At 70.6% G+C, this 23,778-nt stretch carries 28 protein-coding genes and 1 other RNA gene; 14 read left to right on the top strand and 15 right to left on the bottom strand.

Annotated features, from left to right (window positions below; genetic code table 11):
* Nucleotides 1–31: 31 nt before the first annotated feature.
* From Q7W82_RS15730 to Q7W82_RS15695, 8 genes are all read right to left on the bottom strand, one after another.
* Entirely contained in the window at nt 32–1,330 is a 1,299-nt protein-coding gene (locus Q7W82_RS15730; RefSeq protein WP_242160837.1) for a DUF4105 domain-containing protein, read from the bottom strand.
* Nucleotides 1,327–2,208, bottom strand: coding sequence for a transporter associated domain-containing protein (locus Q7W82_RS15725; RefSeq protein ID WP_242160836.1), 882 nt, complete (start codon nt 2,206–2,208; stop codon nt 1,327–1,329). The genes Q7W82_RS15730 and Q7W82_RS15725 overlap by 4 nt, the downstream gene beginning before the upstream one ends.
* Nucleotides 2,209–2,319: 111 nt before the next feature.
* Nucleotides 2,320–2,940: a hypothetical protein gene (locus Q7W82_RS15720; protein ID WP_242160835.1), complete on the bottom strand. Its 621-nt coding sequence runs from the start codon at nt 2,938–2,940 to the stop codon at nt 2,320–2,322.
* Between the two features lie 172 nt (nt 2,941–3,112).
* Complete coding sequence (gene ybeY, locus Q7W82_RS15715; protein ID WP_010342139.1) at nt 3,113–3,598, bottom strand: rRNA maturation RNase YbeY; 486 nt, start codon at nt 3,596–3,598, stop codon at nt 3,113–3,115.
* A 159-nt stretch (nt 3,599–3,757) separates the two neighbouring features.
* Nucleotides 3,758–4,324 (bottom strand): hypothetical protein, encoded by a 567-nt coding sequence (locus Q7W82_RS15710; protein ID WP_242160834.1) that lies wholly within the window; start codon nt 4,322–4,324, stop codon nt 3,758–3,760.
* Nucleotides 4,321–5,307: a PhoH family protein gene (locus tag Q7W82_RS15705; protein WP_242084398.1), complete on the bottom strand. Its 987-nt coding sequence runs from the start codon at nt 5,305–5,307 to the stop codon at nt 4,321–4,323. The genes Q7W82_RS15710 and Q7W82_RS15705 overlap by 4 nt, the downstream gene beginning before the upstream one ends.
* A gap of 350 nt (nt 5,308–5,657) precedes the next feature.
* Nucleotides 5,658–6,074: an ACT domain-containing protein gene (locus tag Q7W82_RS15700; RefSeq protein WP_242160833.1), complete on the bottom strand. Its 417-nt coding sequence runs from the start codon at nt 6,072–6,074 to the stop codon at nt 5,658–5,660.
* Nucleotides 6,071–6,568 (bottom strand): OsmC family protein, encoded by a 498-nt coding sequence (locus Q7W82_RS15695; protein ID WP_242160832.1) that lies wholly within the window; start codon nt 6,566–6,568, stop codon nt 6,071–6,073. Before Q7W82_RS15695 ends, Q7W82_RS15700 begins: the two co-directional genes overlap by 4 nt.
* A 71-nt stretch (nt 6,569–6,639) precedes the next feature.
* Here Q7W82_RS15695 and Q7W82_RS15690 point away from each other — a divergent pair, with 71 nt between their 5' ends.
* On the top strand, nt 6,640–7,302 hold the full coding sequence (locus Q7W82_RS15690) for a winged helix-turn-helix domain-containing protein (protein WP_242160831.1): 663 nt from the start codon (nt 6,640–6,642) through the stop codon (nt 7,300–7,302).
* Nucleotides 7,303–7,319: 17 nt separating this feature from the next.
* Here the strand turns inward: Q7W82_RS15690 and miaB are convergent, their stop codons facing one another.
* Nucleotides 7,320–8,744: a tRNA (N6-isopentenyl adenosine(37)-C2)-methylthiotransferase MiaB gene (miaB, locus tag Q7W82_RS15685; RefSeq protein WP_242160830.1), complete on the bottom strand. Its 1,425-nt coding sequence runs from the start codon at nt 8,742–8,744 to the stop codon at nt 7,320–7,322.
* Nucleotides 8,745–8,877: 133 nt separating this feature from the next.
* On the opposite strand from miaB, the gene Q7W82_RS15680 reads away from it, so the two are divergent.
* Nucleotides 8,878–8,953: non-coding RNA, sX9 sRNA (locus tag Q7W82_RS15680), on the top strand.
* A 4-nt stretch (nt 8,954–8,957) separates the two neighbouring features.
* On the opposite strand, the gene Q7W82_RS15675 is transcribed toward Q7W82_RS15680, so the two are convergent.
* The gene (locus tag Q7W82_RS15675) at nt 8,958–9,575 is read right to left on the bottom strand and encodes a glutathione S-transferase family protein (RefSeq protein WP_242160829.1); all 618 of its coding nucleotides are present in this window, start codon (nt 9,573–9,575) and stop codon (nt 8,958–8,960) included.
* 76 nt (nt 9,576–9,651) lie between these two features.
* Between Q7W82_RS15675 and Q7W82_RS15670 the strand changes: the two genes are divergently transcribed.
* The 7 genes from Q7W82_RS15670 (at nt 9,652) to Q7W82_RS15640 (ending at nt 15,765) form a co-directional block, all read left to right on the top strand.
* Entirely contained in the window at nt 9,652–10,650 is a 999-nt protein-coding gene (locus Q7W82_RS15670; protein WP_242160828.1) for a WYL domain-containing protein, read from the top strand.
* Between the two features lie 66 nt (nt 10,651–10,716).
* Entirely contained in the window at nt 10,717–11,673 is a 957-nt protein-coding gene (locus Q7W82_RS15665; RefSeq protein WP_242160827.1) for a lytic transglycosylase domain-containing protein, read from the top strand.
* 146 nt (nt 11,674–11,819) lie between these two features.
* Nucleotides 11,820–12,449: a ubiquinol-cytochrome c reductase iron-sulfur subunit gene (gene petA / locus Q7W82_RS15660; protein ID WP_160945904.1), complete on the top strand. Its 630-nt coding sequence runs from the start codon at nt 11,820–11,822 to the stop codon at nt 12,447–12,449.
* A 3-nt stretch (nt 12,450–12,452) separates the two neighbouring features.
* Nucleotides 12,453–13,715 (top strand): cytochrome bc complex cytochrome b subunit, encoded by a 1,263-nt coding sequence (locus Q7W82_RS15655; RefSeq protein WP_019796224.1) that lies wholly within the window; start codon nt 12,453–12,455, stop codon nt 13,713–13,715.
* Nucleotides 13,708–14,454 carry a cytochrome c1 gene (locus tag Q7W82_RS15650; protein ID WP_160945905.1) on the top strand — a complete coding sequence of 249 codons (747 nt, stop codon included), beginning with the start codon at nt 13,708–13,710 and terminating at the stop codon, nt 14,452–14,454. Before Q7W82_RS15655 ends, Q7W82_RS15650 begins: the two co-directional genes overlap by 8 nt.
* 170 nt (nt 14,455–14,624) lie before the next feature.
* Entirely contained in the window at nt 14,625–15,260 is a 636-nt protein-coding gene (locus Q7W82_RS15645) for a glutathione S-transferase N-terminal domain-containing protein (protein ID WP_010342124.1), read from the top strand.
* 73 nt (nt 15,261–15,333) lie between these two features.
* On the top strand, nt 15,334–15,765 hold the full coding sequence (locus tag Q7W82_RS15640) for a ClpXP protease specificity-enhancing factor (protein ID WP_160945906.1): 432 nt from the start codon (nt 15,334–15,336) through the stop codon (nt 15,763–15,765).
* 285 nt (nt 15,766–16,050) lie between these two features.
* On the opposite strand, the gene Q7W82_RS15635 is transcribed toward Q7W82_RS15640, so the two are convergent.
* The 4 genes from Q7W82_RS15635 to Q7W82_RS15620 form a co-directional block, all read right to left on the bottom strand.
* Nucleotides 16,051–16,395 carry a DUF3301 domain-containing protein gene (locus Q7W82_RS15635; protein ID WP_019797482.1) on the bottom strand — a complete coding sequence of 115 codons (345 nt, stop codon included), beginning with the start codon at nt 16,393–16,395 and terminating at the stop codon, nt 16,051–16,053.
* Nucleotides 16,396–16,678: 283 nt separating this feature from the next.
* Entirely contained in the window at nt 16,679–17,782 is a 1,104-nt protein-coding gene (locus Q7W82_RS15630; protein WP_242160826.1) for a DUF2272 domain-containing protein, read from the bottom strand.
* Between the two features lie 320 nt (nt 17,783–18,102).
* Complete coding sequence (nadC, locus tag Q7W82_RS15625; protein ID WP_242160825.1) at nt 18,103–18,984, bottom strand: carboxylating nicotinate-nucleotide diphosphorylase; 882 nt, start codon at nt 18,982–18,984, stop codon at nt 18,103–18,105.
* The gene (locus Q7W82_RS15620) at nt 18,981–19,250 is read right to left on the bottom strand and encodes a Trm112 family protein (protein WP_010342118.1); all 270 of its coding nucleotides are present in this window, start codon (nt 19,248–19,250) and stop codon (nt 18,981–18,983) included. Before Q7W82_RS15620 ends, nadC begins: the two co-directional genes overlap by 4 nt.
* Nucleotides 19,251–19,308: 58 nt before the next feature.
* Between Q7W82_RS15620 and purE the strand changes: the two genes are divergently transcribed.
* Together purE and Q7W82_RS15610 are read left to right on the top strand one after the other, a co-directional pair.
* Entirely contained in the window at nt 19,309–19,812 is a 504-nt protein-coding gene (purE, locus tag Q7W82_RS15615) for a 5-(carboxyamino)imidazole ribonucleotide mutase (protein WP_242160824.1), read from the top strand.
* Nucleotides 19,809–20,957: a 5-(carboxyamino)imidazole ribonucleotide synthase gene (locus tag Q7W82_RS15610; protein ID WP_242160823.1), complete on the top strand. Its 1,149-nt coding sequence runs from the start codon at nt 19,809–19,811 to the stop codon at nt 20,955–20,957. The genes purE and Q7W82_RS15610 overlap by 4 nt, the downstream gene beginning before the upstream one ends.
* Before the next feature lie 95 nt (nt 20,958–21,052).
* Here Q7W82_RS15610 and Q7W82_RS15605 read toward each other — a convergent pair whose 3' ends face one another.
* Nucleotides 21,053–21,628 carry a Fe-Mn family superoxide dismutase gene (locus Q7W82_RS15605; RefSeq protein ID WP_242160822.1) on the bottom strand — a complete coding sequence of 192 codons (576 nt, stop codon included), beginning with the start codon at nt 21,626–21,628 and terminating at the stop codon, nt 21,053–21,055.
* 125 nt (nt 21,629–21,753) lie between these two features.
* On the opposite strand from Q7W82_RS15605, the gene grxD reads away from it, so the two are divergent.
* The 3 genes from grxD to Q7W82_RS15590 are packed head-to-tail and all read left to right on the top strand — an operon-like array spanning nt 21,754 to nt 23,407.
* On the top strand, nt 21,754–22,074 hold the full coding sequence (gene grxD / locus Q7W82_RS15600) for a Grx4 family monothiol glutaredoxin (RefSeq protein WP_010342114.1): 321 nt from the start codon (nt 21,754–21,756) through the stop codon (nt 22,072–22,074).
* Nucleotides 22,071–22,811 (top strand): SDR family NAD(P)-dependent oxidoreductase, encoded by a 741-nt coding sequence (locus Q7W82_RS15595; RefSeq protein WP_242160821.1) that lies wholly within the window; start codon nt 22,071–22,073, stop codon nt 22,809–22,811. Before grxD ends, Q7W82_RS15595 begins: the two co-directional genes overlap by 4 nt.
* Nucleotides 22,808–23,407, top strand: a complete 600-nt coding sequence (locus Q7W82_RS15590) for a MarC family protein (RefSeq protein ID WP_048489899.1) — start codon at nt 22,808–22,810, stop codon at nt 23,405–23,407. Before Q7W82_RS15595 ends, Q7W82_RS15590 begins: the two co-directional genes overlap by 4 nt.
* Nucleotides 23,408–23,778: the final 371 nt, after the last annotated feature.

Here is a 23,778-nt window from a genome sequence, read left to right as displayed (position 1 = left end):
CAGGCGCGCGTGCTGAGGTGGCTGGACGGTATCAGGGCTGCGGGCGAGGGCGGGTGAGCGCCCAGGCCAGCGCCGCGTGCACCGGCAGCAACAGCGCGATCCATTGCAGGTTGAACTGCGGCTGCAGCATCGACAGCCAGTGGATCAGCAGCGCGGCGCCGGCCAGCGCCACCACCAGCCACAGCAGCACGTCGAACCAGCGCCCGGGGCGGCGTCCCCGCAGTACCGCAAAACCGCCGAACAGCAGCGGCAGGCACAGCGGATCCAGCAACAGCAGGTTGCGGTTGCCCCAGGCGGCGCGATGCTCGCTGAAGCCCCACAGGTACAGCAGGACCGCACCGCCGAGCGCGCACAGCAGCCAGAACGGCAGCGCCAGCGCCGCCAGCCAGCGCGGGCGGCGGCCCAGCGCGAGCACGGCCGCCGCCGCGGCCAGCCCGACCAGCAGCCACGGCCACCAGTGCCGCAGCTGTTCCGCCGGTTCCGGTGGCAGCCGCTGCGGCAGCAATTGCTGGCGCGCCTGCACCAGCGGGCGACCGGCGCTGTTGCGCACCTCGTTCAGGCTCTCGGCCAGGCGCATCGGCACGAAGGCCTCTTCCCAGCGCGACAGCGGCTTGTCGGCGTACGGGCCCAGGCCCAGGTCGAAGCCCAGCCACATCCACGGTGCCGGCGAGGCCAGGCGCACCGACTCGCTGCGGTATGTGTTGCCGCGCGAGCGGCCGGACAGTTGCGCGTGCAGCGCCCCGCCCATGGCCCGGTCCAGCGCGTCGCGGACCATCGTCGCGCAGTTGGCGGTGTAGTAGTCGTAGCGGTAGCGCGCGTTTTCCGGACGCGCACGCCAGGCCAGCGCCTGCTGCAGCGCGCGCGCCTGCGCCGGGGCCAGGTCCAGCCACTGGATATCCACGCCGCGGCCGGCTTCGCGGTACTGCTCCAGGTCCTCCTGCAGCGGCAGCGCGACCAGGTAGTAGCGCATGTCGCCGGCGGCGAAGCGGCCGACGAAGCCCGGTTCGCTGGGGTCGAAGAAGCCGAAGTTGTACGAGGTGGCCTGGCCCGTGCGCGGGTCGAGCACCACGATGGCGTCATGGCCGAAGCGCTCGAAGAACACTTCGCCGGGCTGCATCGTGGCCACGCCGATGCGCGGCGCCGGGTCGCTGGCGTCGGCTGCGGCGGTCGCAGCCCCTGCGGGCGGCGTGGGCGCCGGCGCGGCGGCCAGCGGCGGCGGGGCCGCCGGATCCGCGGGCGGCGTCTGCGCGAAGGCCAGCCCGGCCCACAGCGCCAGCAACATCCCCAGCCAGCACGCCGCGCTGGCGCGCGGCACGGCGCGCGCGCTCAAGCGCCGTCCTGCGCGGCGGGCGGCAGGATGGTGACGTGGAAAGCCTGCACCCGACGCGCGTCGGCCCGCGCCACGCGGAAGGCGAACCGCCCCAGGGTGAGTTCCTCGCCGGTCTCGGGCAGGTGGCCGATCGCCTCGGTGACCAGGCCGCCCACGGTGTCGTAGTCGTCGTCCGGGAAGTCGGCGCCGAAGCGCTCGTTGAAATCCTCGATCGGGGTCAGCGCGTCCACCACGTACTGGCCGTCGGCCTGCGCGGCGATCAGCGAGGCCTCGTCCTCGGCGTCGTCGTGCTCGTCGTCGATGTCGCCGACGATCTGCTCCAGCACGTCTTCGATGGTGACCAGGCCGGCCACGCCGCCGTACTCGTCGACCACGATCGCCATGTGGTTGCGCGAGAGCCGGAACTCCTTGAGCAGGACGTTGAGCTTCTTCGATTCGGGAATCAGCACCGCCGGGCGCAGCAGTTCGCGCACCGTGCCCGGACCGTGGTCGGCGACCACCCCGCGGAGCAGGTCCTTGGCCAGCAGGATGCCGAGGATGTCGTCCTTGTTCTCGCCGTGCACCGGGAAGCGCGAATGGCCGGATTCGACCACCTGCTTCATCAGGTCGAGGAAGCGCGCCTCCACCGACAGCGACACCATCTGCGCGCGCGACACCATCACGTCGCCGACGGTGAGTTCGGAGACCGACAGCGCGCCCTCCATCATGCGCAGCGTGTCGGCGGCGATCAGGCCATCTTGCTGCGCGTCGCGCAACACCTCGACCAGATCGTCGCGGGTGTGCGGGTCGCCGGAGAACACCGAGGTCAGGCGTTCCAGCCAGCCGCGGCGTTTTTCGTGGGATTCCGGGGAGGAGCTACTCGGTCCGTCTTCTGACATGTTCTGTGGGTAGGCGCCCGGTCGAACGGGCGGTAACGGCAAGTCTAACAGGGCGGTCGCGACAGCATCGCGACGCCAGCCGCAGGCCGTCGACGGCCTGCCGGCCCGGGTTCAGCCGCCCTTGGGCGGCGTGTGCAGCACGTCCGGCGCCGGCGGCGCGCCCGGCTCCTCGGGCAGGTCCAGGCTGTAGCTGCAGCCGGCCAGGGTCTTGCCGGGATGCGATTTGACCGTGGACACGCTGAGGATGATCGACTCGATCATCGGCTCGCCGGTCTTGGGGTCGCGCACGTCGCGGCTGAGCACTTCGCGGCCGAACATGGCCTTCTCCGGGGTGTCCACCGCCGCTTCCAGGTTCAGGCGCTTGGCCAGCGGCCGCGGATCGGGCAGGTCCAGGATCGCCATCACGCTGGCGCCGGAGAAGGCGATGCGCTCGCTGCTGTAGCCGAACACCTGGATCGGTCGGGTCAGCGCGTACTCGGTCATGAACAGGTTGGTCTGCGGCAGCGGCCGCCAGCCGTGCGCCACCGCCTTCAGCGGATCGGCCAGCAGCGGCGCCAGCGCGGTGAAGTCGGTCACGTGCTGGCGGCATTCCAGCAGCGCCGGCAGATCGATGGGCGGATCGCCGGCCGCAGTGGCGGCAGGTGCCGCAGCGGGCGGCGCGGGTGGCGTCGCGATGGCCGCCGCCGGAGCGGCGCAGGCCAGCGCGAGCAGGACGAGCGAGGGACGGATCAACGCACGGAACCTCGAAGGAAAGCGGGCTGCGGCGATCGCCGCGCGGCCACGTTACCGCCGGGGCTCGCGCTTGACCAGCGCGGGGTGGGTAGGGGGACACACCGAGCCCCTCTCCCCTCGGGAGAGGGGTTGGGGTGAGGGTCGGTCGCGGCAGAGGGCGTGGGATATCGGATCAACGCTCGCCGGCGTAGGGGTCGGAGACGCCGAGGTCGGCGAGGATCTCGCGTTCCAGTTGCTCCATCGCCTCGGCCTCCTTGTCGTCCTCGTGGTCCCAGCCGAGCAGGTGCAGCACCCCGTGCACGGTCAGGTGCGCGTAGTGCGCGTTGAGCGGCTTGTCCTGTTCGGCGGCTTCGCGCGCCACCACCGGCGCGCAGATCACCAGGTCGCCGAGCAGCGGCAGTTTCACGCCCTTCGGCAGCCCCTCTGGCAGTTCGGCCGGAAAGCTGAGCACGTTGGTCGCGTAGTCCTTGCCCCGGTAGTGCTGGTTGAGGGCGCGGCCTTCACGGTCGTCAACCAGGCGGATCGCCAAGTCGGCCTCGCGGATGCGGCCCTTCAGTGCCGCGGCGACCCACTTGCGGAAGCTCGTCGCCGCCGGCAGCCCGGCACGGGGCAGGGCGTAGCTGACGCCGACATCGAGGCGGACGGGACCTTTGGTCATGGCAGACGGCCGAGTACAGCGGTGGGGGCACAGTATCGCGCGTGCGGCGGCTCAGGGCGACCTTGCGTCGTCGGCGCTGAGGCGGGCTTGCCTCGCACCAGCGTTCCCGCATGCGCGGCGCGACCGAACTGCACAGGTCGTCGGTGTGCGGTGTGCGGCTCAGGTCACGCAGGCGACCAGGAACAGCAACGGGGTCTTTTCGTCGTCGATGCGGTAGGCCGCGCTGCCCATCGGGCCTCGCTTGCACTGCGGGTTGTCGCGCCGGATCTCCACCGTGGCGGCGAAGCGCGCCGAGGCCGGGAGCCATACCGCGGCCTGGCCGTGTGCGAGCAGGTCGCCGACCAGGTAAAGGCTGTCAGCCGGCACCTGCTTGTAGGCCAGCGCATTGCAGCCGAAGCGGTCGCGCGTCGCGCCGGGGGCCTCGGCCGCATCGAGCAGGGCTTGGGCCCGGGTGCCGGCGATCCAGGCCAGGCGCTGCGCTTCGTTGCCGCGCGGCGCGGTCGGCGAAGTGCGGGCGATCGCCGCGGCGCGCTCGAGCACATCGCGCGGCAGGCCGATGACGGCGCTGTCCTGCACGATCGACACGCACGGCGCGGTCAGCGATTGCGCCAGGGCGACGCGTTGCGGCGCCGGATCCTGCGCTGGCGTCCGCTCGGGCGTGTGGCCGCCGGCACTGCCGGCCACGCCGAGCAACGTTCCCAGCAGCGCCGGCCAGGTGCGGATCACGCCGACGGGCCGCTGGCGCGGTCGACGACGTCGCGCTTCTCGTAGGCGTTGACGATGCGCGCCACCAGCGGATGCCGGACCACGTCGCGCGCCTCGAAGAAGGTGAAGCTGACCCCATCCACCTCGTGCAGCACCTCGATGGCATCGCGCAGGCCGGACTTGACGTGCTTGGGCAGGTCGATCTGGGTCAGGTCGCCGGTGACCACGGCGGTGCTGCCGAAGCCGAGGCGGGTCAGGAACATCTTCATCTGTTCGATGGTGGTGTTCTGCGCTTCGTCCAGGATCACGTAGGCGTCGTTGAGGGTGCGTCCGCGCATGTACGCCAGCGGCGCGATCTCGATGACGTTCTTCTCCAGCAGCTTGACCACCTTCTCCACGCCCAGCATCTCGTACAGCGCGTCGTACAGCGGGCGCAGGTAGGGGTCGACCTTCTGGCTGAGGTCGCCGGGCAGAAAGCCGAGCTTCTCGCCGGCCTCCACCGCCGGGCGCACCAGGATCAGCCGCTGCACCCGCGATTCGTTCAGTGCTTCCACCGCGCTGGCCACGGCCAGGAAGGTCTTGCCGGTGCCGGCCGGGCCGATGCCGAAGTTGATGTCGTGGGTGGCGATCTGGTGCAGGTACTTGGCCTGGTTGGCGCCGCGGCCGCGCACCGTGCCACGCTTGACCTTGATCGCCACCTCCTGCGGTTGGTAGGCGCGCTGCGCCACCTGGTCGACATTGGACTGGTTGAGCCGCAGGTGGATTTCCTGGTCGTCGAAGACGACGTGGTCGGCCTCGGCGTACAGCGCCTGCAGCAGCCGCTCCGCCGCGGCCACCGCCTGCTCCGGCCCGGTCACCCGGTACACGTTGCCACGGTTGGAGATCTCCACGCCCAGGCGCAGTTCGATCTGCCGCAGGTGCGCATCGAACGGACCGGCCAGGTTGGCCAGGCGCTCGGTGTCGGCGGGATCCAGGGTGAAGTCGCGTTGCGCAGGGGTGGTCATGGCGGGCGCACGCCGCCAGCGGCAGCGTCGAAAACGAGGGGCGCAAAGGGTAGCGCGCAGCGCGTAGCCGGGCCAGTGAAGGGCGCGCGGCGACGGCGTCGGCGCGTGCACGCCGACGCGATCGACTGCGCCCTGCGGGCCTGTGAGCGCCGCCGCGACCCGCACGACGCGGCGATGGCAACGTTGTCCACAACGGATGTGGATCGATTGTCCAAAAGCCTGTGGACAACCGTGCGAACGCCTTGCCACGCAAGGCGCTGCCCTGTGGTGGCGAAAAAAACCGCAGCGATCCGGCCGGCGCCTCGCGCGTGGCCGCGGCGCGCGTGCGGTTCGGAAGGTCGCGGCGGGCCTTATCGCTGCGCACCGTCGCGGCGTGCGGCGCGTTCCTGCATCCACGCGTCCGCGATCGCCCGTGCGCCGGCAAGATCGTCCACCACCAGCACCAGCTGACCGTGGTGATCGCTGTACTGCACGGCGATGTCGATGCCGGCGGCGCCCAGCAGGCCAGTCAGCAGGCCGAGTTGTCCCGGCGTTTGCTGGTCCAGGCGCAGCAGCACCGCGGGGCGCTCGGCGGCGACGCGAATGCCGTGCGCCTGCAGCGCGTCGCGCACCGGCGCGGCAGCATCGAACAGGAAGTGCGCGACCGCGTGGCCCTCCACGCGCCATGCGCCGCCGCCTTCGATGCTGATGCCGGCCGCGCCCAGTGCCTGGGCCATCGCCGCCAGTGCGCCGGGGCGATCGTCGAGATGGATCTCCACGTCCTTCATCGCAGCGCCTCCGCCGCCGCCTCGCCGTGCACGACCGTCGCCTCGCAGCGCACCGCCACCGCGCAGCTGTTGGCGATGAAGCACTGCGCGTGCGCCTGTGCGTGCAGCGCGTGCGCGCGGGTCGCATCGCTGTCCGCGGCAATGGTCACCCGCGGCGCCAGCGCCACCTCGCGGAAGCGTCCGCCCCGGCCGGGATGCAGCTCCAGCCAGCCCTGCGCCTGGTCGTCGTAGGCCAACACCCGGATGCCGGCATGTGCGCACAGCGCCAGGTAGGTGAGCATGTGGCAGGCGGCGAGGGCGCCGACGAACAGGTCTTCTGGATTGTGCAGCGCCGGGTCGCCACGGAACGCGGGATCGGCGCTGCCGGGCAGTCGCGGCTTGCCGGGAACCTGCAGGGTGTAGTCGCGGCCGTAGCCGGCGTAGTCGGCGGTGCCGCCGCCGCGGTTGCCGGTCCAGTGCAGCTGCGAAGCGTAGTGGTGGAGCGTGTCGGTCATGGTGCCTGCCTCGTGTGGGAGCAGGCACGGTAGGCGCCAGCGTGGCGCCATGCTTCGTCTAGAATCGAAGCATGAGCGAAGCCACGCCGCTGTCCCGTGTCGCCTTCCTGCTGGGCGACGCCGCGCGCAGCCGCATGCTGGCGGCGTTGATGGGCGGGCAGGCGCGCACCGCCACGGAACTGGCCCTGGATGGTGGGGTGGCGCCGTCCACCGCCAGCCGGCATCTGACGCAACTGGTCGAGGCCGGCCTGCTCGCCGTGGTGCGCCAAGGCCGGCACCGCTATTTCCGCGTGGCCGATGCGCAGGTTGCCGCGGCAGTCGAGGCGATGATGGGACTGGCGCCGCCGCAGACCCGGCGGGTCGGCCCGGCGGATGCCGGCCTGCGCCGTGCGCGGGTGTGCTACGACCACCTTGCCGGCGAGCTGGCGATCCGCTGGCGCCAGCAGATGGAGACGCGCGGGTACCTGCTGTGCAGCGACGGCATGGCCCTGAGCGCGTCCGGCGCGGCCTGGTGCGCGGCGATCGGCATCGACGTGGCGGCCTTGCGCGGCTCCCGGCGGCCGCTGTGCCGGCCGTGCCTGGACTGGAGCGAGCGCCGCGACCACGTCGCCGGCGCGCTGGGCAGTGCCTTGCTCGCGCATCTGCTCGGCACCGGCCTGGCGCGGCGGGTGCCGGATTCGCGGGCCGTGCAGATTGGTCCGCGCGGTGAGCGGTTCCTGAGCGCGCTCGAATAGAACGCACCCGACGCCGCTCAGGCCGCGGCGTCGTCCTCGGCCAGGTGCAGGCGGCCGCGCAGCGAGTTGCTCAGCGCCTCGGTGATGGTCACATCGACGAACTGGCCGATCAGGCGCGGGTGGCCGGGGAAGTTGACCGAGCGCATGTTCTCGGTCTTGCCGGTCAGCTCGGCCGGGTTCTTCTTCGACGGTCCTTCCACCAGCACGGTCTGCACGCTGCCGATCATGCCCTGCGAGATCTGCTGCGCATGCGCGTTGATGTGCGCCTGCAGCCGCGCCAGCCGCGCGTGCTTGACCGCCTCGGGGGTGTCGTCTTCCAGATCGGCGGCGGGCGTGCCCGGGCGCCGCGAATAGATGAAGGAGAAGCTCTGGTCGAAGCCCACGTCCTCGATCAGCTTCATGGTCTTGTCGAAGTCGGCATCGGTCTCGCCGGGGAAGCCGACGATGAAGTCCGAGCTGATCGAGATGTCCGGCCGCACCGCGCGCAGCTTGCGGATCTTCTGCTTGAACTCCAGCGCGGTGTAGCCGCGCTTCATCGCGCTGAGGATGCGGTCGCTGCCGGCCTGCACCGGCAGGTGCAGGTAGTTGGCCAGCTGCGGCACGTCGCGGTAGGCCTCCACCAGCGAGTCGCTGAATTCCAGCGGATGCGAGGTGGTGAAGCGGATGCGGCCGATGCCCTCGATCTGCGCGATGCTGCGGATCAGCAGGCCCAGGTCGGCATGCTGCGCTTCCTCGCCGGCCTCGGCGTCGGCGTAGGGGCCGCGGTAGGCGTTGACGTTCTGGCCGAGCAGGTTGATCTCGCGCACGCCCTGCGCGGCCAGTTGCGCCACTTCCACCAGCACGTCCTCGAACGGCCGGCTGATCTCCTCGCCGCGGGTGTAGGGCACCACGCAGAACGAGCAGTACTTGGAGCAGCCTTCCATGATCGACACGAAGGCCGACGGGCCTTCGGCGCGCGGCTCCGGCAGGCGGTCGAACTTCTCGACCTCGGGGAAGCTGATGTCCACCTGCGACTTGCCCGATTCGCGCCGCGCGCGGATCAGCTCCGGCAGCCGGTGCAGGGTCTGTGGGCCGAACACCAGGTCCACGTAGGGCGCGCGCTTGACGATGGCCTCGCCTTCCTGCGACGCCACGCAGCCGCCGACGCCGATGATCACCGGCTTGCCGCCGGCCTTCAGCGCCTTCCAGCGGCCGAGCTGACTGAACACCTTCTCCTGCGCCTTCTCGCGGATCGAGCAGGTGTTGACCAGGACCACGTCCGCTTCTTCGGGGTTGTCGGTCAGCTCCAGGCCCTCGGATGCGGCGAGCACGTCGGCCATCTTGGCCGAGTCGTACTCGTTCATCTGGCAACCGTGAGTCTTGATGTACAGCTTGCCGCGCACCGGCGCGGCGGCGGCGGCGGGGCCGGCGGAGGGCAGGGGATGCAGGACGGTCCCGGGCATGGCGCTTAATCCAGGCGGGTGGAAAGGAAGCCGGTTAGTTTACTCGTGCCGGCGCGCGGGCGCAGGTCTTAAGCGTGGCCGACAAAACCACTGGGCAGCCGCCAGGCGGGCGCGGACGGTGCCCGGAATCCTCATGTGCCACGCGTTCACTGCGGTTCCTCCGCGCCGTCCGCACCCACCTGGCGACTGCGCGCGACGTTGTGTCAGCCACTCTTAGCTCGCTGCGGCATCCACCGCCAGCGCGCGCTGCACCGCTGGCCGCTCGGCCATCCGCGCGGCGTAGGCACGGGTCGGCGCCGGCGAATCGAGCAGGCCGAACTGCAGCATCCAGCCCAGCGCGCTGCCCCACAGCACGTCGGCGGCGCTGCAGCGCGCGCCGAGCAGGTAGTCGCCGCGCGCCAGTTGCGCGTCCACCACCGCCAGCACGGTGTCGCAGTCGGCATAGGGCGACATCGCCCGCGGCGGCGGTTCGCGCTTGAGCGCGCGGTCGACCAGCGCCGGTTCGAAGCAGGCGCCGTAGAACGCCAGCCAGCGCAGATAGGGGCCGCGCAGCGGGTCGCCGATCGGTGGCGCCAGCCCGGCTTCGGGATACAGGTCGGCCAGGTAGGAGTAGATCGCGCCCTGCTCGGTGACCACCGCGCCGGCGTGCACGATCGCCGGCACCTTGCCCATCGGGTTGATCGCCAGGTACGCCGGCGCCAGTTGCGCCTGCCGATCGAAGTCGATGCGCTCGATGGCGTAGTCGGCGCCCAGTTCCTCGAGCAGGATCAGCACGCCGCGCGAGCGCGATTGCGGATTGTGGAACAGGGTGATGTGGCGGTTGGCGGTCATGGGCGGCTCCTGGCGGATCGGTACGGACAGCCTAGGCCCCATTGCGGACAGATCCTGTCCGCAATAGCGTGTCCCGATGTCCTCGCCCGCCGCCCGCCTGTTGCGCCTGATCGCCCTGCTGCAGACCCGCCGGCTGTGGTCCGGCGCCGAGCTGGCCGCGCGGCTGGGCGTGGACCGGCGCAGCCTGCGCCGCGACGTGGAGCGGCTGCGTGCGCTGGGCTATGCGGTGGAGGCGGCGGCTGGGGTGGGCGGCGGTTACCGGCTGGCCGCCGGCGCGCAGATGCTGCCGCTGCTGTTCGAGGAGGACGAGGCGGTGGCGGTCGCGGTGGCGCTGCGCGCCGCCTGCGCCAGCATGGCCGGCCTGGAGGACACCGCGGTGCGGGTACTGGCCAAGCTCGAGCCGCTGCTGCCGGCGCGGGTGCGCCAGCGCGCCGAGGCCTTGCAGGGCGCGACCATGGCGCTGGGCCAGGACCCGCTGCGGCCGGACACGCGGGTGCTGATCGGCGTCGCCAGCGCCTGCCGGGACCGGCGCCTGCTCGGTTTCGCCTACCGCGACCACGGCGGCCGCGCCAGCCAACGCCTGGTCGAACCCTTGCGCCTGGTCAACGCCGGCCGCCGCTGGTACCTGCTGGCCTGGGACCGCGACCGTGCCGACTGGCGCACCTTCCGCGCCGAGCGCATCGCGGCGCCCTTGCAGCTTGGGGCGGCGGTGGCGTTGCGCCTGCCGCCGCAGGACGCGGCGGCCATGGTCGACGCGGCGATCCGCTACAGCCCGCAGGCGCTGGGCTACGCCCTGAGCGTGCGGCTGCGCGGCAGTGCCGCCGAGCTGGGGGCGCGTATTCCGCTATGGTGCGGCACCCTGCAGGACGAGGCCGACGGCCATTGCCGGCTGTCGCTGCTGGCCGATGCGGTGCCGTGGCTGGCGGCGCAGTTGCTGACCATCGGCGTGCCGTTCGCCGACCTGGAGGCCACGCCCGAGGTGCGGACGGCGTTGCGCGCGGTGCTGAACGCGTTGCTGGAACAGGTGCCGGCGCCCGTGCCTGCGGAACAGGTGCCTGGACCTGCCTCCGCCTAGGTCGCCATGCCGTCCTGGGGTGGCGCGCACTTGGCAAGCGTCGGGGAAGTTGGGACACTCGCCGCCATGAAGGGGATGCTGTGGCTCCTGGGGCTGGGACTCGCCACGTTGACGGCTGCGCCGGCCAGCGCCGGCACCCTGTACAAGTGCACCGGCAACGACGGCGTGCCCAGCTACGGCAGCAAGCGCGTGTCTGGCGCCAGCTGCAGCGTGATCGGCCGTTACACCCCCGACCGCCGCGCCGCGCGGACCGCCCCGGCGCCTGCGCCGGCCAAGGCCGGCACCGACCGGCCGCCCAGCCGCGGCGTCATCGCCACCGCCGGCACCGTGGCACCGGCTACGCTGATCAGCGCGCCGGTCGCCGCCCCGGCCCAGGTCACCGCCAACGCCGTGCCCAACCGGGTCGCACCGGTACCGCCCAGCAACGACGGGGCGCCACGCCGCCTGGTCAGCGGCCAGCTGTATTCGTACATGAAGGACGGCGTGCGCCACTACACCAGTGCGCGCCCGACCCAGGTCGCCAATCTCGGCGCGGTGCGCACCATCCGTTACAGCTTCATGGAGACTTGCTACGCCTGCGCCAATCCCGGGGTCAACTTCGGTGCGGTGCGCCTGAACACCACCGCCTACCAGAGCGAGATCGCCGCGGCCGCGCGCGAGTACGGCGTCGACGAGGCGGTGGTGCGCGCGATCATCCACGCCGAATCCGCCTACAACCCGATGGCGCTCAGTCGCGCCGGCGCGCAGGGGCTGATGCAACTGATGCCGCCGACCGCGCGCCGCTTCGGCGTCAGCGATTCGTATGATGCAGCGCAAAACATTCGCGGCGGCGTGCAGTACCTGGCGTGGCTGCTGAAGCGCTTCAACGGCAACCTCAGCCTGGCCGCGGCCGGCTACAACGCCGGCGAAGGCGCGGTAGACAAACACGGCGGGGTGCCGCCGTACAGCGAGACCCAACGCTACGTGCAACGGGTGGGCGTGCTCGCCGAGCGCTACCGCGGCGTGCTGGCGACCGCGCATTGAGCCCGTCCGCGGCCTTGGCGCGGGCGTTCCGGACTCCATTGTCGACGCGTTAAGGGTTCCGCTACACTGCAGTGGATTCAGTGCGGCTCGACCCCCACCGAGCTGCTGGCAGCCTCACGCTACCCAATCACAGATCGGAGTGCCGGATGGCCAACGATGGGGTCAACGATTCTGTAAATGCAGGACGCCGCCGCTTTCTCACCGCCACCACGTCCGTCGTGGGCGCGGTCGGCGCGGGGTTCGTCGCGGTTCCTTTCATCAAGTCCTGGAATCCGAGCGCAAAGGCCAAGCTGGCTGGCGCGCCGGTCACCGCCGACATCAGTGCGCTGCAGGAAGGCCAGCGCCTGATCCTGGAGTGGCGCGGCCAGCCGATCTGGATCGTCAAGCGCTCCAAGGCGATGCTCGACGCGTTGCCGTCGCTGGACAGCCGGCTCAAGGATCCGGAGTCCACCAACAAGGACCAGCAGCCGGACTATGTGCTGAAGAACCCGGAGTACCGCTCGATCAAGCCCGACGTCTCGGTGCTGGTCGGCCTGTGCACGCACCTGGGCTGCTCGCCGGAAATGGTCGCCGAGATCCGCCCCGAACCTTACGACCCCGACTGGAAGGGCGGCTATTTCTGCCCTTGCCACAAGTCGCGCTTCGACATGTCCGGCCGCGTGTTCCAGGGCGTGCCGGCGCCGATCAACCTGTTGGTGCCGCCGCACCACTACCAGGACGACAACACACTGGTGATCGGCGTGGACCCGGGCGCATCCGCGAAGGGAGGGGCGTAAGTCATGGCCGACAACATCCTCACCCGCACCGCGGGCAACGTGTTCGACTGGGTCAACGAGCGCGCCCCCGGGCTGATGCCGTTCTACCGCAAGCACGTCAGCGAGTACTACGCGCCCAAGAACTTCAACCTCTGGTACTACTTCGGTTCGCTGGCGCTGGTGGTGCTGGTCAATCAGATCGTCACCGGCATCTTCCTGACGATGCACTACAAGACCAGCGCGGCCGAGGCGTTCAACTCGGTCGAGTACATCATGCGCGACGTCGAGTGGGGCTGGCTGATCCGCTACATGCACTCCACCGGCGCCTCGTTGTTCTTCATCGTGGTGTACCTGCACATGTTCCGCGGGCTGATGTACGGCAGCTACAAGAAACCGCGCGAGCTGGTGTGGATCCTGGGCATGCTGATCTACCTGGTGCTGATGGCCGAAGCCTTCATGGGCTACGTGCTGCCCTGGGGGCAGATGTCGTTCTGGGGCGCGAAGGTGATCATCTCGCTGTTCGGCGCGATCCCGGTGATCGGCAACGGCCTGACCGAGTGGATCATGGGCGACTACCTGCCGTCCGACGCCACCCTCAACCGCTTCTTCGCCCTGCACGTGATCGCGCTGCCGCTGGTGCTGCTGTTGCTGGTGGTGTTGCACCTGGGGGCGCTGCACGAGGTTGGCTCCAACAATCCCGACGGCGTGGAGATCAAGAAGGGGCCCAAGGGCAATCGCTGGAATGCCAATAAGCCGGCCGACGGCATCCCGTTCCATCCGTACTACACGGTCAAGGACATGGTCGGCGTCGGCTTCCTGCTGATGATCGGCGCCTTCATCATCTTCTTCGCGCCCGGCTTCGGCGGCCTGTTCCTGGAGCACGACAACTTCACCGAGGCCAACCGCCTGGTGACGCCGGAGCACATCAAGCCGGTCTGGTACTACACCCCGTACTACGCGATGTTGCGGGTGGTGCCGAACAAGCTCGGCGGCGTGCTGGTGATGTTCTCGGCGATCGCGATCCTGTTCCTGGTGCCGTGGCTGGACCGTGCCAAGGTCAAGTCGATCCGCTACCGCGGCTGGATCTCGCGGGTGATGCTGGGGGTGCTGGCGGTGTGCTTCGTCTGGCTCGGCGTGATCGGCTCCGGTCCCGGCACCGAGATCATCGAGACCTACATCGGCCGCGTGCTGACCGTGCTGTATTTCGCCTTCTTCCTGACGATGCCGATATGGACCTCGCTGGATCGAACCAAACCGGTGCCGGAGCGGGTGAGCAGCCATGACTAAGCGCCTGATCGCTGTGCTCGCCGGCTTCGCCTCGGCGCTGCTGCTGTCCGCCTCGGCCATGGCGGCCGAGGGCGGCGCCACCCTGCAGGCCGGCAACGACCTGGGCGACCGCGCCTCGCTGCAACGCGGCGCCAAGCTGTTCATGAACTACTGTTCCGGCTGCCATTCGCTCAAGTACCTGCGCTACCAGCGCATGGCCGAGGATCTGGGCCTGAGCGAGGACGAGGTGATGCACAACCTCAACTTCACCGGCGCCAAGATCGGCGAACACATCGAGACGGCGATGCCGCACGATGCGGCGGCCAAGTGGTTCGGCAAGGCGCCGCCGGACCTGAGCCTGATCGCCCGCGTGCGCGGCACCGACTGGGTCTACACCTACCTCAAGTCGTTCTATCTCGACCAGTCGCGGCCGCTGGGCTGGAACAACAAGCTGTTCGCCAACGCCTCCATGCCCAATCCGCTGTGGGACCTGCAGGGCCTGCAGCAGCCGGTCTACGGCAAGGCCGAGCAGCCGGGCGTGGACAAGCCGGTGGAGCGGCTGCAACTGGCCACACCGGGCAAGCAGAGCCCGGTCGAGTTCGACCAGACGGTGCGCGACATCAGCAATTTCCTCGAGTACGCCAGCGAGCCGGCGGCGCTCAAGCGGCAGAGCCTGGGCGTGTGGGTGGTGCTGTTCCTGGCGCTGCTGACCTTCCTGGCCTATCTGCTGAAGAAGGAATACTGGAAGGACGTGCATTGAGCGGCGGCCGTTTCGGCCGCGCCCCGGCTGCACCGTTGCTGAGCCGATCCCCTGTTCATCCTATTGGCTTTTGTGAGCGAGGGTTGCACACTCAGGGGCCGTGACGACCGTCCGCAATGTGCGGGCGGCGTCGATGCGGCCGGCGGATTCCGGCCGTCGGAGAGCCTTGAATGGCGGCGAGTTTGCGCATGCGAAATACCTTGACGTTGTTTTCCTCCACGGATGATGTCCTGTGCCACCGCGTCCGCCTGGTGCTCGCGGCCAAGGGCGTGACCTACGATTTCGTGGCGGTGGATCCGCAGAATCCGCCGGAAGACCTGATCGACCTGAATCCCTATCATTCGGTGCCGACGCTGGTGGAGCGCGAGCTGGTGCTGTACGCCGCCTCGGTGGTCAGCGAGTACCTGGACGAGCGCTACCCGCATCCGCCGCTGATGCCGGTGGACCCGCTCTCGCGCGCGCGCCTGCGCCTGGCGATGCTGCGCATCGAGCACGACTGGGTGCCGCAGGTGCAGGCGATCCAGCTCGGCAACAAGGCCCAGGCCGAAGCCGGGCGCAAGCGCCTGAAGGAACTGCTGACCGCCTCGGTGCCGCTGTTCAAGGCCAGCAAGTTCTTCCTCAATCCGGAGATGAGCCTGGCCGATTGCGCGATGGCGCCGATCATCTGGCGCCTGCAGGCGCTGGACATCCCGCTGCCGAAGGACGGCAAGGCGATCGAGGATTACGGCAACCGCATCTTCCGCAATCCGGGGTTCATCCGCAGCCTGACCGACCAGGAAAAGAAACTGCGCGACCTGCCGGCATGATGCTGTCCGCCGCGCGGTCCCCGCTGTCTTTGGAACTGTACCGGCGTTGCGCGCCGGCACGTAGAATGGGCGCATGAGCGACGACACTTCCCGCATGACCAGCCATCGCCCGTACCTGCTGCGGGCGCTGGTGGAATGGATCAACGACAACGGCATGACCCCGCACATCCTGGTGGATGCGGGCCTGCCCGGCGTGCAGGTGCCGCCGAGCGCGGTCAAGGACGGGCGGGTGGTGCTGAACATCGCCGAGCGCGCGGTGGTGCGTCTGCAGATCGACAACGACGGGGTCAGCTTCACCGCCCGCTTCGGTGGCGTCAGCTACCCGGTGCAGGTGCCGATGGCCGCGGTGCTGGCGGTCTATGCACGCGAGACCGGGCAGGGCATGGCGCTGCCGGACGACATCCACGGCGCCAGCGAGCCGCCGGGCGACGACACCCCGCCACCGCCGCGGCCGGGCGGTTCCGACGACGCCGGCAAGCGTCCGCGCCTGCGCGTGGTCAAGTAAGCAGGCAATGCGCGGCCTCGGTGGCCGCGCGCGGTACCCGCGTGTTGGTGTTTCCACTGTGCGCGCATCGCGCACGGCGTTGTGGCGTTCTGGCGTAGGAGCGGCTTCAGCCGCGACAGCCGTGGCCGGTAACGCCCGCCGCGGCTGAAGCCGCTGCTACGAAAGGCGGATAGATCCCAGCAGTCGCCGTCCATTTCGAGGTGGCATGGCGAAACGGTCGCGCGCCGCCTTTGCCGCTGCATGAGAGGCCGCACGTCATCGCTGCGCAGCCGTGGTGCATGGCTCTCAGTCGCGCTGCGCGCGGACGTCCTGCAGGCTGCTCACGCTGGCCACCGACGGCCCGGTGAACGCGATCAGCTGATCGCCGAGCAGCACCAGGCGCCCGCTGTGGCGGTCGGTGCCGTCGTAGGAATAGTCGAAGCGGAAGCTGCGCTCGAAGCCGAGCCAGCCGCTGGGCAGGCGCCGCAGGCGCAGGCCGGTGCCATGCACGCTCTGGTCCAGCCATTGCACGTCGGCGGCCTTGCAGGCATTGCGGCCAAGGATTTCGGCGCGTTCGGCGGCGGCACGCGAGGCGTTCCAGAACGCGAACACCGCCGCGCCGGCGATCATCAACAGGATCAGGCTGGGCATGGCGCCACTGTAGCGAGGCGCCGGTAGGCGGGCAATCTGGTGTGGGGCTGGGATTGGGGATTGGGGATTGGCAGGTGGGTCGGCGGCTGCCGGGGCGATGCACTGGCGGACGGTGCCGCGTGGTTGCGCACCTGCAGGGGCTTCGGGGCACCGAGCCGAAGGGCTTTGGCAACCACCATCCTGCCGAGCAACGCTTGCACAGCGCGTCGAGCGCGCAGGTGCGCATCCGCGCGAATCCTGTTCTGGAGGCGGCGACGTCGTGGTTGGACGCTGCGTCGCAGCTCTAGGACAGCGGCTCGGTCTTGGGCGCGTCTTTGCTGGCGGGCGCGGCGGGTTGTGGCGGAGCAGGCACTGCGGCGGGCGCCGGTGGCGGGGGCGGCGCGCTCGGGGCGCTGGGCGGTGCTGCAGGCGTGCCGGGTGCCGCGCTTGCTGGAGTCGCGGTCGGCACTGCAGCAGGAGTGGTGGGCAGGGTCGGCGGCAGCAGCTGCGCCTGCGGTTGCAGCTTCAGCAGGGCCGACCAGTCCTGGCGGTTGAAGTCGCACAGTTCCTCGTGGCCAGGCGTGCATTCGAGCGCGGCGCCTTCGTCGTTCTGGTCCTGCGCCAGCGGCGCATCCAGTTGCAGGCGTCCGCTGCGGTCCAGCTTGAGCTTGCGCATGGTCACCGCGTTGAACACGTTGCCGCCGATCAGGTACAGGGTCTGGTCGCCGCCGACGTTGGCCGCGACCACGATGTCGCAATGCGACTCCCAGGGCAGCGGGCGGCCGCGCGCCAGCGCCTCGCGCAGGCCGGCAGTGCCGACCGGCTGCCGGCGTCCGCGCAGGAAGCACAGCAGGTCGCCGGGGGCGGGTTTTTCCTGCTGCGGGTCGGCGAAGCGATAGGGCAGGCCGTCGGCGCCGGCCTGGTAGGCGGCGCGGATGTAGTCGATATGGCGGATCGAGGTGTGGAAGCCGGCCACGCCGGCGCGCACCATCACGTAGGACACGAAGGCCGCCGACCACGGGTTGTCGACGAGGAAGGCGCGGCAGTCGTTCTCGCGGTAGCGCGAACCGTCCAGCTGCTGGCAGCTTTCGGCGCCGTCGAACCGTCCCATCGCGCCCAACGTGCCGCTGTCGCGCCAGTACGCGGCCACGCGCTGCCAGGCTTCGATGCCGTCGTCGGCGAGGTCGGCACGTTCGGCCTCGGTGACGCGCAGGCCGGCAAGGCGGCCGTCGCGATCGATGAACGGGCGCCACCACAGCCGGTGTTCGTTGCAGGCGGTGCGCACGATCGCCACCGCCGCCGGGGTCAGGCCGAAGCGCGGCGGCAGATCGCAGACTTCCGCGGCCGCGGCGCGGCCGGCAGGAAACAGGGCGGCGACACACAGCAGCGCGAACCAGGGGCGGAACATCGGCGAACTCGGCGGGCAGGAGGAGCGCGCAGCGTCGCAGAGCGGCGTTGGCGAGGCCGTGAAGTGTAGGGCGCGGGGTGCGGCGGAGGCGGGTGTGTCCCGGTGGTTGTCGGCGTAGGGCGCTAAGCGTCCAGCACCTGTGTCTTGGCCTGCGCTCAGCGATGGGCCCATCCAGGCAGGCCGGAAGCATCGATCAGCGACGTGCCTCATCCAGCCAGGCTGGAAGCATCGGCGTCGGCGCCGTGGGTACGCCTGGATGCGTCCACTGCCGCTACCAGCATGGGATGCGCCACAGCGGCCGCTGCGGCGCGGCGCTGTCGCTATTGCGGTGGCGGCGGGCCGAGTTTCAGCGACAGATCCACGGCCTGCACGTGCTTGGTCAGCGCGCCGATGGAGATGCAGTCGACGCCATCGGCAGCGATCGCGCGCACCGCGTCCAGGTCGACGCCGCCGGAGACTTCCAGCGGGATCGCGCGGTGGAACGGGGCGCTCGCGGCGATCGCCACCGCGGCGCGGCGCTGTTCTGCGGTGAAGTCGTCGATCAGGATGCGGTCGCAGCCGGCCTGCAGCGCCTCGCGCAGTTGCTCAAGGGTTTCCACCTCGACCACCAGCGGCAGCGCCGGCCACTGCGCGCGCGCGGCGCCCACCGCCGCGGACAGCGAGCCGGCGGCGTGGATGTGGTTTTCCTTCAGCATCACCGTGTCGTACAGGCCGATGCGGTGGTTGCTGCCGCCGCCGCAGCGCACTGCGTACTTCTGCGCCAGGCGCAGGCCGGGCAGGGTCTTGCGCGTATCCAGGATGCGCGCGCCGGTGCCGGCGACCGCGGCCACGTAGGCGGCGGTGGCGGTGGCGGTGGCCGACAGGGTCTGCAGGAAGTTCAGCGAGGCGCGCTCGGCGCTGACCAGGGCGCGGCTGCGCCCGTGCAGCAGGGCCAGCACCGTGCCGGCGGCCACGCGCTGGCCTTCGGCCACCTGCCAGTCGATCCGCACCTGCGGGTCCAGCGCGCGGTGGCAGGCATCGAACCAGGGCCGGCCGGCGATCACCGCGTCCTGCTTGCACAGCAGGTAGGCGCTGTCGGCGCGGTCGGGCAACAGCGCGGCGGTGACGTCGCCGCTGCCGAGGTCCTCGGCCAGCGCGCGCGCGACGTCGGCGGCGATCAGGTCCGCGGCGGGCGCCTGCGGCGGCGCCGTGTCGCGGCTCATTTGGCCGGGAAGTCGGCGAGCTGGGCGGTGCCGATGGCTTCTTCGGCCAGCAGCACCGGAATGCCGTCGTCGACGCGGAACACCTGCTTGCGGTCGCGGGTGATCAGGGCTTCGCGCAGCGGTTGCGCCTGCGCGCTGCCATCGGCGCGCTGCACGCCGCCGGCGGCGATGGCGCGGTTCAGCGCCTCCAGGCCGCGCGCCTCCAGCAGCGCCAGCGGTTGGCGGGTGTCGGGCGAGCACAGCAGGTCGAGCAGTTTGCGGTCCATCCGGTCTTCGTCTTGCGTGGAAGACGGCTAGAATACGTCTTTAAGGCAGGGGACGGCCATGACCTCCAAGCAAACCGCGCCGCTCGTCGGCATCGTGATGGGTTCCCGCTCCGACTGGGAGACCATGCAGCATGCGGCGCAGAAACTCGATGCGCTGGGCGTGCCCTATGAAGTGAAGGTGGTGTCGGCGCACCGCACCCCCGACGTGTTGTTCTCCTATGCCGAGCAAGCGGCCGGGCGCGGCCTGCGCGCGATCGTGGCCGGTGCCGGCGGCGCCGCGCACCTGCCGGGCATGCTGGCGGCCAAGACCGCGGTGCCGGTGCTGGGCGTGCCGGTGCAATCCAAGGCGCTCAACGGCATGGATTCGCTGCTGTCGATCGTGCAGATGCCGGCCGGCATTCCGGTGGCCACCTTCGCGATCGGCAATGCCGGCGCGGCCAACGCCGCGCTGTTCGCCGCGGCCATGCTGGCGCACGACCATGCCGAGATCGGCACCGCGCTGGGCGACTTCCGCCGGCGCCAGACCGACGACGTGATGGCCAAGGACGATCCGCGCCAATGACCACCGTCGGCATTCTGGGCGCGGGGCAGTTGGCGCGCATGATGGCGGTGGCCGGTGTGCCGCTGGGCCTGCGCTTCGCGCTGCTGGATCCGGCGGCCGATGCCTGTGCCGGGCAGGTCGCGCCGCTGCGGGTCGGCGACTATGCCGACCAGGCGGCGCTGGCCGCGTTCGCCGACGCGGTCGATGTGGCGACCTTCGATTTCGAGAACGTGCCGGCGGACAGCGCCGCCGCCCTGGCCGGGCAGGTGCCGGTGTTCCCGAGCCCGGACGCGCTGGCCGTGGCGCAGGACCGCCTGGCCGAGAAGACCCTGTTCCGTGAGCTCGGCATTCCGGTGCCGGCGTTCGCCGCGATCGATACCCGCGCCGACCTGGACGCGGCGCTGGCGCAGGTCGGCACGCCGTGCATCCTCAAGACCCGCCGGCTCGGCTACGACGGCAAGGGCCAGTTCCGCATCGCCTCCGCCGCCGATGCCGATGCGGCCTGGGAGGCGCTGGGCGCGCAGGCGGCCAGCGTGGGCCTGATCGCCGAGGCGTTCGTGCCGTTCCAGCGCGAGGTCAGCGTGGTGGCGGTGCGTGGCCGCGACGGCGAATTCCGCACCTGGCCGCTGACCGAGAACTGGCACGTGCATGGCGTGCTCTCGGCCAGCCTGGCGCCGGCGCAGGCCGATGCCGCGCTGGAGCGGGCGGCGGTGGCGCATGCGCGTGCCCTGGCCGAGCGCCTGCAGTACGTCGGCGTGTTCGCGCTGGAACTGTTTTGCCGCGACGGCGAACTGCTGGCCAACGAGATGGCCCCGCGCGTGCACAACTCCGGCCACTGGACCATCGAAGGCGCGGAGACCTCGCAGTTCGAGAACCACCTGCGCGCGGTGCTGGGGCTGCCGCTCGGGTCCACCCGGATGCGCGGCCATGCCTGCATGCTCAACTGGATCGGCGCGATGCCCGATGCCGCGCCGGTGCTGACGCAGCCTGGCGGGCATTGGCACGACTACGGCAAGGAGCCGCGCGAAGGCCGCAAGGTCGGCCACGCCACCCTGCGCGAGGACACGCCCGAGGCGCTGGCCCAGGCCCTGCAGGCGGTGGGCGCGCAACTCCAGCGTGACCCTCAGGTGGCCCCGGTGATCGCCGCCCTACGCGGCCAGCGCTGAACCAGCAGCAGGTGGCCCAGCTCACGCTGGGCCAGGAACCGGCGGCCACGGCCGCCGCTCCTGCGACTCCCCAATCCCAAATCCCCAATCCCCGCTCACCGCAGATTGGACGCCGCGAACTCCCAGTTCACCAGCTTCCAGAACGCCTGCAGATAGCGCGTGCGGTCGCCGGGATAGTCGGTGTAGTAGGCATGTTCCCAGACGTCGCAGGCCAGCAGCGGCGTGTCGTCGCCGGTCAGCGGCGTGCCGGCGTTGGCGGTGCTGACCACCGCAAGGCTGCCGTCCGGACGCTGCACCAGCCACACCCAGCCGGAGCCGAACACCGCCAGCGCCATGCGCTCGAACTCGGCCTTGAACCGGGCCACGTCGCCGAAGCTCTTGGCCAGGCGCTCGCCGAGCGCGCCGCCGGGTTCGCCGCCGCCGCGCGGGCGCAGGCCGCGCCAGTAGAACGCGTGGTTCCAGACCTCGGCCGCCTCCTGGAACAGCCGGCCCTGGGCGCGCCGCAGCAGGTCGGGCAGCGCCAGCTCTGCCAGGTCGCTGCCGGCCAGCCGCGCATTGAGCCGTTCCACCAGGGCGCGCTCATGGGCGTGGTGCTGTTCCACCGCGGCGGCGGACAGGTGCGGGGCCAGCGACGCGGCGGCGTAGGGCAGGGGAGCGAGTTCGATGGGCATGGATCCTCGGGCGGTTTCGGGTGCGTGTCGCGGTACTGCCGCGCGCAGGGCTTACACTATGCGGCTACGCGAGAGTCTAGCCGACCGCCAAGGTCGTTCTTTCGCCCCAGCAGGAGAGAACCCGCATGCAGGTGATGGAGCGCATCCAGGCCGACGTCGAACGCCATCCCATCGTGTTGTTCATGAAGGGCACGCCGCAGTACCCGATGTGCGGCTTTTCCAGCCGCGCGTTGCAGGCGCTGCTGGCCGCCGGCGCCGACCGCCTGCACACCGTCAACGTGCTCGACGAGCCGGAGATCCGTGCCAACCTGCCGCGCTACTCGAACTGGCCGACGTTTCCGCAGTTGTTCATCCATGGCGAGCTGATCGGCGGCTGCGACATCACCATGGAGCTGTTCGAGTCCGGCGAGCTGCAGCGCATCGTGACCGAGGCCTACCAGTCGTGAGCGCGCCTGCGTCGCCGCAGGCCGGCGCGCTGGCGCAGCGGGTGATCCTGGTCAGCGGCGCCGCCGGCGGGCTCGGCAGCGCCGCGGCGCTGGCCTGCGCGCAGGCCGGGGCCACGGTGGTCCTGCTCGGGCACAAGCCGGCGCGCCTGAACCGGGTCTACGACGCGATCGCCGCGGTCGGTGCCGCGCCGCTGCTGTACCCGCTGGACCTGCTCGGCGCCACCCCGCCGGACTATGCGACCCTGGCCGAGCGCCTGCAGGGCGAGCTCGGCCGCCTGGACGGGCTGCTGCACTGTGCCGCCGACTTCGCCGGGCTGACCCCGTTCGAGCATGCCGATCCGGCCCAGTTCGCGCGCGCCCTCCACGTCAACCTGACCGCCGCGGCCTGGCTGACCCAGGCCTGCCTGCCGTTGCTGCGGCAGGCCGAGGATGCCGCGATCGTGTTCGCCGTGGACGATCCGGCGCGGGTCGGCCAGGCCTACTGGGGCGGCTACGGCGCGGCCCAGCATGGCCGCCGCGGCCTGCTCGCGAGCCTGCACGGCGAACTGGCCGCCTCGCACGTGCGCGTGGCCGGGCTGCAGCCGGGGCCGATGCGCACCGCCTTGCGCGCCCGCGCCTACACCCATCAAGAAGACCTCGACGCGGTCGACCCGGCGCGTTATGCCGGCGCCTGCGTCGAACTGTTGTCGCCCGCCGGCGCCGCGCACCGCGGCGCGATCTGGAATCCCCTGGCATGACCATCCTCTCGGCAGCGCTGCTGCTGTTCCTGATCCTCGACCCGCTGGGCAACATCCCGGTCTTCCTCAGCGTGCTCAAGCCGCTGCCGGCGCGGCGCCAGCGCATCGTGCTGGCGCGCGAACTGCTGATCGCGCTGGGCGTGCTGATGGGCTTCCTGTGGGGCGGCAAGTACGCGCTGGAAGTGATGCACCTGCGCCAGGAGTCGGTGGCGATCGCCGGCGGCATCGTGCTGTTCCTGATCGGCATCCGCATGATCTTCCCGCGCCCGGAAGGGTTGATGGGCGAGATTCCCGACGGCGAGCCCTTCATCGTGCCGCTGGCCATCCCGCTGGTGGCCGGCCCCTCCGGCATGGCCGCGGTGATGCTGATGGGCAGCAACGAGCCGACGCGGCTGGGCGAATGGAGCCTGGCGCTGATCCTGGCCTGGCTGGCGACCTCGGCCCTGCTGTTCTCCGGCACCCTGCTGTACAAGCTGCTCGGCATGCGCGTGCTGACCGCGGTCGAGCGGCTGATGGGCATGCTGCTGGTGGCGATCTCGGTGCAGATGTTCCTGGACGGCCTCAGCGCCTACCTGAAGCTGCCGGTCGCCGGCTGAGCCAGCGCCTGACCGCCCGGGTCCGTGCCGCCGGGGAGGGCGGTATCGAGCGCAGGGAAGTGGATTTTGCAGGGGAGGCCTCTGCCGCCCGTTGCCTGCGCGGGCAGCCGCCTGTCGACCCGGTCTCGCGCCGTCCCCGGCCCACGTCACGACGTCGTCGCGGATGGCTGCCGATGCCCGCCAAAACTGGGATTCGGGTCTTGTGATGTCCGGTGGTGTCTGGTTGTCACGGTTTGGCAACAAATGCGCTCTATGGTGTTAAACTCACGTTAACCCTTGCGGGGAATCGGCAAGGGTGACCAGCCCACTATTTCGCGGTCGTGCGTCCGTACCCGCACGGCTTGCCACGCGCATTTTGTCAAACTCCATCG

The organism is Xanthomonas indica, assembly GCF_040529045.1.
Taxonomy (GTDB): domain Bacteria; phylum Pseudomonadota; class Gammaproteobacteria; order Xanthomonadales; family Xanthomonadaceae; genus Xanthomonas_A; species Xanthomonas_A indica.
This window is presented reverse-complemented; position numbering and strand designations above follow the sequence as displayed.

Bases quoted from the DNA above. Each gene is read 5' to 3' on its own strand.
- Q7W82_RS15635 (WP_019797482.1), bottom strand. From the start codon at position 16,395: ATGCCCAGCCTGATCCTGTTGATGATCGCCGGCGCGGCGGTGTTCGCG.
- Q7W82_RS15645 (WP_010342124.1), top strand. From the start codon at position 14,625: ATGGCGGCGAGTTTGCGCATGCGAAATACCTTGACGTTGTTTTCCTCC.
- Q7W82_RS15605 (WP_242160822.1), bottom strand. From the start codon at position 21,628: ATGCCCATCGAACTCGCTCCCCTGCCCTACGCCGCCGCGTCGCTGGCC.
- Q7W82_RS15675 (WP_242160829.1), bottom strand. From the start codon at position 9,575: ATGACCGCCAACCGCCACATCACCCTGTTCCACAATCCGCAATCGCGC.
- Q7W82_RS15700 (WP_242160833.1), bottom strand. From the start codon at position 6,074: ATGAAGGACGTGGAGATCCATCTCGACGATCGCCCCGGCGCACTGGCG.
- Q7W82_RS15620 (WP_010342118.1), bottom strand. From the start codon at position 19,250: ATGGACCGCAAACTGCTCGACCTGCTGTGCTCGCCCGACACCCGCCAA.
- Q7W82_RS15695 (WP_242160832.1), bottom strand. From the start codon at position 6,568: ATGACCGACACGCTCCACCACTACGCTTCGCAGCTGCACTGGACCGGC.
- Q7W82_RS15590 (WP_048489899.1), top strand. From the start codon at position 22,808: ATGACCATCCTCTCGGCAGCGCTGCTGCTGTTCCTGATCCTCGACCCG.
- Q7W82_RS15725 (WP_242160836.1), bottom strand. From the start codon at position 2,208: ATGTCAGAAGACGGACCGAGTAGCTCCTCCCCGGAATCCCACGAAAAA.
- nadC (WP_242160825.1), bottom strand. From the start codon at position 18,984: ATGAGCCGCGACACGGCGCCGCCGCAGGCGCCCGCCGCGGACCTGATC.
- Q7W82_RS15630 (WP_242160826.1), bottom strand. From the start codon at position 17,782: ATGTTCCGCCCCTGGTTCGCGCTGCTGTGTGTCGCCGCCCTGTTTCCT.
- Q7W82_RS15610 (WP_242160823.1), top strand. From the start codon at position 19,809: ATGACCACCGTCGGCATTCTGGGCGCGGGGCAGTTGGCGCGCATGATG.
- purE (WP_242160824.1), top strand. From the start codon at position 19,309: ATGACCTCCAAGCAAACCGCGCCGCTCGTCGGCATCGTGATGGGTTCC.
- Q7W82_RS15690 (WP_242160831.1), top strand. From the start codon at position 6,640: ATGAGCGAAGCCACGCCGCTGTCCCGTGTCGCCTTCCTGCTGGGCGAC.
- Q7W82_RS15705 (WP_242084398.1), bottom strand. From the start codon at position 5,307: ATGACCACCCCTGCGCAACGCGACTTCACCCTGGATCCCGCCGACACC.
- Q7W82_RS15650 (WP_160945905.1), top strand. From the start codon at position 13,708: ATGACTAAGCGCCTGATCGCTGTGCTCGCCGGCTTCGCCTCGGCGCTG.
- Q7W82_RS15670 (WP_242160828.1), top strand. From the start codon at position 9,652: ATGTCCTCGCCCGCCGCCCGCCTGTTGCGCCTGATCGCCCTGCTGCAG.
- ybeY (WP_010342139.1), bottom strand. From the start codon at position 3,598: ATGACCAAAGGTCCCGTCCGCCTCGATGTCGGCGTCAGCTACGCCCTG.
- miaB (WP_242160830.1), bottom strand. From the start codon at position 8,744: ATGCCCGGGACCGTCCTGCATCCCCTGCCCTCCGCCGGCCCCGCCGCC.
- grxD (WP_010342114.1), top strand. From the start codon at position 21,754: ATGCAGGTGATGGAGCGCATCCAGGCCGACGTCGAACGCCATCCCATC.
- Q7W82_RS15655 (WP_019796224.1), top strand. From the start codon at position 12,453: ATGGCCGACAACATCCTCACCCGCACCGCGGGCAACGTGTTCGACTGG.
- petA (WP_160945904.1), top strand. From the start codon at position 11,820: ATGGCCAACGATGGGGTCAACGATTCTGTAAATGCAGGACGCCGCCGC.
- Q7W82_RS15640 (WP_160945906.1), top strand. From the start codon at position 15,334: ATGAGCGACGACACTTCCCGCATGACCAGCCATCGCCCGTACCTGCTG.
- Q7W82_RS15665 (WP_242160827.1), top strand. From the start codon at position 10,717: ATGAAGGGGATGCTGTGGCTCCTGGGGCTGGGACTCGCCACGTTGACG.